Source organism: Gordonia namibiensis NBRC 108229 (assembly GCF_000298235.1).
Lineage (GTDB): Bacteria > Actinomycetota > Actinomycetes > Mycobacteriales > Mycobacteriaceae > Gordonia > Gordonia namibiensis.
In genome coordinates this window covers 1-6972 of sequence record NZ_BAHE01000005.1, presented here as the reverse complement: position 1 = coordinate 6972, position 6972 = coordinate 1, and the positions used below count along the sequence as shown (strand labels likewise).

8 protein-coding genes are annotated in these 6972 nt (G+C 69.5%); 5 read left to right on the top strand and 3 right to left on the bottom strand.

Annotated elements, in window-relative coordinates:
• Nucleotides 1–17: 17 nt before the first annotated feature.
• Together GONAM_RS02315 and GONAM_RS02310 are read right to left on the bottom strand one after the other, a co-directional pair.
• Complete coding sequence (locus GONAM_RS02315) at nt 18–1208, bottom strand: alkaline phosphatase family protein (protein ID WP_006865168.1); 1191 nt, start codon at nt 1206–1208, stop codon at nt 18–20.
• Entirely contained in the window at nt 1205–2050 is an 846-nt protein-coding gene (locus tag GONAM_RS02310; RefSeq protein ID WP_006865167.1) for a GNAT family N-acetyltransferase, read from the bottom strand. The genes GONAM_RS02315 and GONAM_RS02310 overlap by 4 nt, the downstream gene beginning before the upstream one ends.
• Before the next feature lie 85 nt (nt 2051–2135).
• On the opposite strand from GONAM_RS02310, the gene GONAM_RS02305 reads away from it, so the two are divergent.
• The 4 genes from GONAM_RS02305 (at nt 2136) to GONAM_RS02290 (ending at nt 4883) form a co-directional block, all read left to right on the top strand.
• Nucleotides 2136–2657 (top strand): hypothetical protein, encoded by a 522-nt coding sequence (locus GONAM_RS02305; protein ID WP_006865166.1) that lies wholly within the window; start codon nt 2136–2138, stop codon nt 2655–2657.
• A gap of 92 nt (nt 2658–2749) precedes the next feature.
• Complete coding sequence (locus GONAM_RS02300) at nt 2750–3469, top strand: YcnI family copper-binding membrane protein (protein ID WP_006865165.1); 720 nt, start codon at nt 2750–2752, stop codon at nt 3467–3469.
• The gene (locus GONAM_RS02295; RefSeq protein WP_006865164.1) at nt 3462–3992 is read left to right on the top strand and encodes a copper resistance CopC family protein; all 531 of its coding nucleotides are present in this window, start codon (nt 3462–3464) and stop codon (nt 3990–3992) included. Before GONAM_RS02300 ends, GONAM_RS02295 begins: the two co-directional genes overlap by 8 nt.
• Before the next feature lie 3 nt (nt 3993–3995).
• Nucleotides 3996–4883 carry a CopD family protein gene (locus GONAM_RS02290; protein WP_006865163.1) on the top strand — a complete coding sequence of 296 codons (888 nt, stop codon included), beginning with the start codon at nt 3996–3998 and terminating at the stop codon, nt 4881–4883.
• 105 nt (nt 4884–4988) lie between these two features.
• On the opposite strand, the gene GONAM_RS02285 is transcribed toward GONAM_RS02290, so the two are convergent.
• Nucleotides 4989–5906 (bottom strand): alpha/beta fold hydrolase, encoded by a 918-nt coding sequence (locus GONAM_RS02285; protein ID WP_006865162.1) that lies wholly within the window; start codon nt 5904–5906, stop codon nt 4989–4991.
• 117 nt (nt 5907–6023) lie between these two features.
• Here GONAM_RS02285 and GONAM_RS02280 point away from each other — a divergent pair, with 117 nt between their 5' ends.
• On the top strand, nt 6024–6836 hold the full coding sequence (locus tag GONAM_RS02280; RefSeq protein ID WP_006865161.1) for an alpha/beta fold hydrolase: 813 nt from the start codon (nt 6024–6026) through the stop codon (nt 6834–6836).
• Nucleotides 6837–6972: the final 136 nt, after the last annotated feature.

Below are 6972 nucleotides of genomic sequence, written 5' to 3'. Positions count from 1 at the left end.
GAGCCGTATCGAAACCTCTACCCCTGCGCAACCAGCAGCGGCACAAGCTGTTCCGCGGCCGTCCAGGCACCGTGGTGGCCGATCATCATCGATTCCATCGTCTCGTTCTTTGACCGCGTGAGCGTGACCGACTCCCGTGCCACCGCGACCACATCCCCGATCCGATTCGCCACCGCATCGGTCACCTCGGGGCCGAACCATCCCTCGTCGAGGGTCTGCTCCCGTGAGACGACGTGCGCGGCGTCGCCCAGATACCCCGACCATGCCTTCAGCACGTCCTCGGCAGCACCGGACTCCGCGTACACATGCCGTGCCCTCGCCTCGCCGGCGACCGTCTCGACACCGTCGAGAAGGCCGGGTGCGGTGTCGATGTCGACGGCGCGGTCGGCGGTGATCATGCCGTGGTCGCCGGTGACGAGCAGCGTTGTGCCGGAGGGCAACTCCGCGGCGAGCTCGGCCACCAACCGGTCGACGAGTCGGAGTTTCTCCAGCCACGCCGACGACCCCGGACCGTGGATGTGACCCGCCGTGTCCAGCTCGCTGTAGTAGGCATAGACGAACCGGCGATGACGACTGTGTCCACGCACCGCCGCGAGCGCGCCGTCGCGTACGCCGTCGGGTGTCACCGCCGGCACGTACTGGCCGGGCGCGCGGAACGCCGCGAGGGTCAGGCCGGTTCCGCGGAACTCGCCGGGCATCACGTACGTCACCCGAACGCCTTCATTCGCAAGCGCTTCCAGACTTCCGGGATGGGTGCGCACCAACGCCGGGGGATAGGTGACCAGTGCTGACGGTCCCTGAGCGTCGTCGAGACTCCAGCGCAACGAGTTCAACACCCGGCGCGAACCGCGTGTCCGGCAGTCGTCGTCGGGCCGGAAGCTGTAGCCGATGATTCCGTGCACGCCGCAGGGCGCGCCGACCGTCAGACTCAGGATGCTGGTCGCCGTCGTCGCAGGGAATCCCGCACGCAGGGTGGTCGCGGTCAGCTCACGCAGGGTCGGCGCAGAATCCGCGTACTCCTCGAGCAGCGTCGCCCCGAGTCCGTCGATGAGCAGCACCACCACCGAATCACCCGGCGGCACAACCAGACCCTCGCCGGACGAAACGCCCAGGGCGCCAGACACCGCAGGCAGAACGTCGGCGAGGGTGTGCGGGTACCGGCCCCAATCCGCGGGAGTCAGTTCGGCGGGAGTCAGTTCGACGCTCACCGCACCCCCGAACCTGCCGGACCGAACACATAGTGACCCGACCGCAGGAACCTCACTGACCGTCGGGTGTCACCCTCGAGGAGCAACGGCGACATCGCATCCCGCAGCACGATCCGCCACCGCGCCGCATCGAGTGGATGACTCACCCGCATCGCTTCGACGTCCCGCGGCAACGCGACCACCACCGTCGCGTCGGACTCCACCCTCTCGTGATGGGCGACCGGACGTGACCGGTCGGAATCGTCGATCACCGGCACCGCGCCGTCGGCGATCAGCGCCTCGACGCTCCCGACGCCGTCCACACTGTCGGGTAGCTCGTCGTGCAACGCCCACGACATCAGCACCCGATCCGAGTCCGAGCCGCCGCCCAGCTCGTCACCGAGTTCGCCGTAGAAGTCCTCGTAGTAGTGGACCGGCTCGGCTCCCAGCTTGGTGATGTTGAAGTACGCGTTGCGCGCGACCAACGGATCGAAGGTCCATGTGATCGTCGTCAGTCCACGTGCCAGCGCCCAGTTCCGCTGGTGCATCTTCAGCAGGTATCCGACATGGTGGCCGCGGCCGCGCCGGGACACCCCGGTGATGTGGCTGTGCAGGGCTTCACCGGCAGGCGCCGACAGGAACGCCACGCTCCCACCGGCCAGGTGATCACCGATGAAGGCACCGGAGACATAGTTGCCCGAGTGGGACAGTGCCCGCAGCATGTCGATGCCCACCGGACGTCTCGTCGGGTCGGGTCGCCAGACGTCGTCGAAGATCCGCATCAGTTCTTCGAGTTCGTCGGGGGAGGACAGCTCGCGTACCTCGACCGTGCGTACCTCGACAGGAGCCGGTGAATGCGACATGTCCTCGATTGTTTCACCGCGTCCGCGGGAGTTGGCCGGGTTGGGCGAGTCCGTGCGACCCGGACCCACTCCTTAGGATGGGGCCATGCCACGCACCGTCCGCACGCCCGACGCGTTCATGCGCGTCGCCGCGGCCGGTGTGGTGCCCACTGTGGCGATCGCCGCGCACGGTGCCGCCGGCGGGCAGTCGCTCAGCTCGGGTGGCGTGGTGCTCACCGTCGCGATCGGTGTGGCCGCGGCGTTGCTCCTGCAGCCGGCGATCCGGGGCCGGCGTCTGGTCCCGGCCGCCGCAGCGGCCACCAGCGTGTTGACCGCGGCGCAGGTCGGGAGTCACTGGGCGCTTGCCGCCGACGCCGCGCACATCACCCACGACGCCCCGGCGTTGCCGATGTTGCTGACGCACCTCGTCGCGATCCCGCTCAGCGCGGTCCTGATCGTCGTCGGTGCGCAGCTGCTCGCCGTCATCGGGTCGGTCATCGCGTCGCTGACACCCCCTGTCGCTCTGCGCGTACCCGGCGCATCCCCGGTTTTCTGGACTCAACCCGCTGTTCTCGCTGGTCCCGCCGTCGGCGGCACCGGCGTTCGCGGACCTCCGCTCGGATTCTGACGCCCGCGCCACCACACCGAACCCACGACGGTTCGGTGCCGTCGTGTGCGCGCCACGCCTCTCACGTCCGAACTCTCGAGAAATGAATCCAGATGAAGAAGCTTGTCTCGTCGCGGGCCACGATCGCCCGCCGCCTCGTCCTGCCCGCCGCTGCTGCCGCCGTCGTCGGCGTCTCCTCCCTGACCGGGGCGGGCGTCGCGTCGGCGCACGTCACCGCCAACGCGCCGTCCGTCACCCAGGGCGGCTACGGCGTCGTCACGCTGGTCGTCCCCAACGAGTCCGACGCGGCTCCGACGACGTCGCTGCGCGTGACCCTGCCCGGTCTGAAGGCGGCGCGCCCGGAGGTGATGAGCGGCTGGAAGTCGGTCGTCACCAAGAAGGACGACGTGGTCACGGAGATCACCTGGACCGCAGATCCGGGTTCGCCCGGCATCCCCGTCGGCCAATTCGGTCAGTTCAGCTTCTCCGGCGGCCCGTTCCCCGAGCAGGAGACCGTCATGCTCCCGGCGCTGCAGACCTACGCCGACGGTGAGAAGGCGGACTGGAACCAGCCGACCCCGGCCGACGGCACCGAACCCGAGAAGCCCGCACCCACCATCACCCTCGCCGCGGGCAGCGACGGACACGGCGCGCACGCCGCGGCGCCTGCGACCAGCACCGACGCACCGCAGTCCCAGGCGACGGAAACCGCTCAGGCCGACTCCGCAGCCCGCTGGCTCGGCGGCATCGGACTGGTCGTCGGCGCACTGGGCACCGTCTTCGGCGTTGCGGCGCTAATGGTGGTCCGCCGCTACGGTCGTCGCGATGCGTAAGCGTGCACTGCTGCTGATCCTGGCGGCGATGGCCTGTATGGGCCTGGTCGGCACCTGGTCGGCGCCCGCGGCGTCGGCGCATTCCCGGCTCGTCTCCTCGGATCCGGATGACGGCGCGAGCCTGCCCGCGGGTCCGCAGACCGTCACGCTGACGTTCAACGAGGGCATTCAGTCGGCGTATGCAGTGCTCAACGTCGTCGGACCCGACGATCACTTCTGGCAGTCCGGCGACCCGCGGGTCGACGGCAGCAAGGTGAGCGTCGGCGTGCGTGAACTCGGGCCGACCGGCAAGTACACGATCAACTACCGCGTCACCTCGGCCGATGGACACGTCGTCAGCGGGCAGCGCAGCTTCGAGCTGACGGTCGCCGGTAATGGCGAGCCGGGCCCGCTCGCCTACGCATCCGCCGATCAGTCCGACGACGGAATCCCGGTGTGGTACTTCATCGTCGGCGCTGTAGTGGTCCTGGTCGTGGGTCTCGGGATCGTGTTCTGGCTGACCCGCCCCAAGACACGGACCTGACGCGTGAGGGTCGTGGCCGGTGTGCCGGTCCTGTTCGCCGGGCTGCTGGTGAGCTGGTTGCTCGCCCGTCCCGACGGACCGGATCCGGTGGCACTGCCCGCGACCCTCGCGCTCGGCGTCTCGGTCGTGGTGCTCGGCCTCGGGCTGCTGCCGACCGTCGACGCCGAACCGTCATCGACCTGGATCGGTGCGTTCGCCGGTGTCTGGGTGGTGGCGACGCTGATCAGCGCCTGGGTGCGCACCGCGGATCGGTCCGGCAAAGAGGTGCTCGAGGTCAGCGCCGGCGACTTCGGTGACGTCCTGACCTCTGGCGCCTCCGAGATGGTCGCGCTGGTCACGGGCTTGCTCATCGTGGCGTGGGCGGTGCTCGACCTGCTGACCGCCGTCGACGTTCCGGTCCTGGTGGTCGGGGCGCTCGCGGCGATCGGCGTGCTCGCCAACGCGATCGCCGGTCACGCCGGCAACAACGCGCTCGGTCCGTTCCTCGTCGGTGCCCATGCGCTGGCCGCCGCCTGGTGGTGCGGGCTACTCGCCGCGATGGTCCTCTCGGTGCGCGGCCGGTCCGGGTGGGCGCGCAGTCTGCCGGTGTTCTCGCGGCGGGCGCCGTGGGCGGTCGGGGTGATCGCGGTGACCGGCGTGGTCGCCGCACTGACCGAGATCGACGGAGTGTTGGCGCTGGCCACGACCGGTTACGGCCGGATTTTGGTGGCGAAGATCGTGATGCTGGCCGCGCTGGTGGGTGTCGCCGCCTGGCATCGGCGACGCTGGGTGCCGGCCGTCGAACGCCATCGTCAGACCGAGACCGCGTCCATCCGCAACGCCGCCGTCGAGCTGGCGCTGATGGCCGTGGTGCTGGGTCTGGCCGCCGGACTGTCGGCGACCGCGCCGTGACCTCGATACGCCCCTTGGCTATCGCCTCGGGGGAGCTACTCGGCCAGCAGAGTTGCGGGTTGAGTAGGGGAGGAGCGCAGCGGCGAGCCGTATCGAAACCAGTCCCTACTTCAACGCCCGCGACTGATCCCAGATCGCCAGTAGCTCGTCGATGATGTCGGTCGCCATGTGCAGCGTGCTCAGGTGACTCTCGCCAGGCAGCTCGAACAGCTTGGCGTCGGGGAGCAGCGACACCATGTGCTGGCCGTGTGCGTACGGGATGATGTGGTCGTGGTCGCCATGCCACCAGCGCACGGGCACCTGGACGTCGGACACGCGGAAGCCCCAGTCCTTGGCGAAGACGACGACGTCGGCGAACGGCGCCTCCATCGCGCGACGCCCGCCGTGGAGCAGGTCGTCGAGGAACATCGCCCGGAACTCGGGGCGCGCCAGCAGTTCTCGGTCGGCCTGCGGGGAGAAGTGGCCGTAGACGGAGATGGCCGGTTCGGCGATCGGCCGCGCAAAGCGGAGTGCGGTGCTCAGGACCTGCCCGATCTGCGACCCCGCGACGTTGACCGCCGGCGCGACGAACGAGCCGAGCTTCATCGCGCCGCCCGGGATGCGGTCGGGGCCGACGGTCGGGGCGACGCCGCCGAGGATGCCCGCGGCGACCACCCGGTCGGGCATCGCGTGCGCCACTCCGAGCGTGTACGGCCCACCGCCGGACAGGCCGATGATGGCGAACTCGTCGATGCCCAGCGCCTCCAGGACGGTCTCGAGGTCGGGGGCGAAGGCGGCGATGTTCTCGTACCGGTGCGGCGTCGACGACCCGACGCCCGGCCGGTCCAGACCGATCAGGCGAACCCCTCGCTCCGCGGCGAATCCACGGGCTTCGACGGGGATCTGGCGGCGCGCTCCGGGCGTTCCGTGAAGCCAGATGATGGCTCGTCCGGTAGCAGATCCGTATTCGGCGAACCCGATGCGACGATCACCGTCGGCCACGGCGATCGACCCCTCGATTTTCGGACGGGCGATGTCGATCATGTGACCAGCATCTCACGTAGCGTTATCTGTGTGATCTCCGCGTTTCTCAACGGCACCGCCAGAGCAGTCCGCCACGTCTTCTCGCCCCACCCCGCGTCGGATATCCCCAAAGGTCAGATGCTCGACCTGCCCGGTCGCGGACGCGCCTTCGTCACCGATTCGGGACCCCGCGACGCCCCGGCAGTGTTCCTGCTGCACTCGGTGCTGACCACCGGCCTGCTGTGCTGGTACCCGACGATCCCGGCGATCAACGACCGCTACCGGGTGATCACCCTCGACGCCCGCTGGCACGGCCGCGGCATCGAGTCCGACACCTTCGACCTCCGTGACTGCGCCGACGACGTGGTCGCCGTCGCCGATGTCCTCGGCATCGACCGGTTCGTCGCCGCCGGCTTCTCGATGGGCGGCGGCATCGCCCAGCTGACCTGGCGTCGACACCCTGAGAGGGTGTCGGGCCTCGTGCTCTGCTCGACGGGCCCGTTCTTCAGCACCAACGACCCCAAGCACCGGAAATCGTCGGAACGGACCGGCCGCATCCTCACCCCGCTCTACCGACTGCTCCCGCGCGTCTCCGAGAAGAGCCTCGACAAGACGACATCGCACACATCCATCTGGGCGCTGCGCCAGTTCTTCTCGACGCCCCTGTCGCATCTCGGCGAGTTCGGAAACGGGTTGGGGCAGTTCGACTCCCGCAGCTGGCTCCACGAGATCGACGTCCCGACCGCCGTCGTCGTGTCCACCCGCGACCGCGTCGTCGAACCCGAACGTCAGCAACTGCTGCTCGACGGAATCCCCGGGTCGCAGCGCTTCGAGGTCGACGGTGGCCACGCCTGCTGCGTCCTCGGCGCCCGGTTCTTCATCCCGCCGTTCACCGAAGCCCTCGACGCGGTGAGCTCGCGGGCAGCGGTGAAGGTCCCGCCGGCGGGGTGACCTCGATACGCGGCGTCCTCGCTGCGCTCGGTCGTCGCTACTCGGCCAGCGGAGGGGGGGCGGCGGAGGGAGGCGGCGGAGGAGTGGGCTCGGCTCGCGCCTCGGACTTACTCGACCGCGGCTTCGCTGGTTGAGT